Annotated in this window: 2 protein-coding genes; both read left to right on the top strand. The window is 43.4% G+C overall.

Going from position 1 to position 1,215, the window contains the following annotated elements; genetic code table 11:
• Positions 1-499 (top strand): hypothetical protein (locus tag A3766_RS27235; protein ID WP_197479789.1); only part of this gene is annotated, 499 nt, incomplete at its 5' end.
• 438 nt (positions 500-937) lie between these two features.
• On the top strand, positions 938-1,215 hold a 278-nt coding region (locus tag A3766_RS32360), incomplete at its 3' end, for a hypothetical protein (RefSeq protein WP_231883009.1).

Raw genomic sequence — 1,215 nt, 5'->3', positions numbered from 1 at the left:
TCTGGATTTCTCGAAGCATAAATTAATACCCGACATGAGCTTTATCGACCTCCGCTCGAATCAAACAAGTCTTCTGACCAAAACTGACAATCAGGTAAAGATTGAACACATCAAAAAGAAAGACCTGCAGCATGAAACGATAAGCATTGATAACAGCAAGCGCATTGTCGCCGATGCAGGCTTTGATCGTTTGGTCATCAAATATTGGCAGCACTTGCTAGCGGGAAAGAAGATCAAATTTGAAACCCTGTCGCTTGATCGGTCTGAGTTAATTGGTTTCAAACTAGAGACTGTTGATATTAATGAAGAACGCTTGCAACTATCCATTAAGCCGCAAAGCTGGCTAATCGGACTAGTGATGGACCCGATTTACCTGCACTATGAACGGTCCTCAAAACGTTTATTGGAATACAAAGGGCTGACCAACATCCTAAGAGAAAAGAACGGCGAGTTAAAAACAGATAATTATGTGGCGCATATTAAATACCATTACTTCTGAGTTCAATTCTTCTATTGGTTGGCAAGCGCTGCTTGACGTCCGCTAAGTGCCAAAAGCAGGCCTTGGTACTTCTCTCAGCTTTGGCTGAATATTACTGATACGAACTTTTATCCCAGCATCAAAAAATGGTGAATAGCGGTCATAAGAATCGAGCCTATTTTCCTCGAAACCTTACATTACTTAAAACAGGAAAGCAGATCTTTAGCTTTTGATGGTGCCTAGGTCAGGTTCTAAAAAATAGCTACCTCGAGCGTTTTATTAGTATCCTTTAACTCCAAAGGCATGATTCGCAGCACGGATCAACAATGGAAAATGACCGCTCTGCCCAAACTCCAGCCCTAGATTTGAGATAGTTATGCTAATTTTGTACAAGTTGAACTCCGAGATTTTAGTCTCTAATACAAATCCATTTGATACCCATACATCGTATTAAATCTTTTGGTTGATAAACTCATTAACTCCATGACGAAGAAGATGATGATGAAGATGATGATAGAAAAGCATCGCGTCGCTCGGCGGAGCTTTTCGACAGGTCCCGTGGTAGCGGCTTATGAACTCAAGGTGGACGCGGGGGAGGTGCGGAGAGATAACGCTCAAGTCGCTCTGGCGGCAAAATTGGATGCCCTGCACGAGTCTCTTGTCTCGCTCCCACCAGCACCTTTGCTTACCGACGATCCGACAGAGAGCAGCCGTAAAAGCAGCAGTCCACTGTTACT

This window comes from Oleiphilus sp. HI0132, from assembly GCF_001635845.1.
The sequence above is the reverse complement of the archived record's forward strand: the minus strand, read 5'-3'. Positions and strand labels throughout refer to the sequence as shown.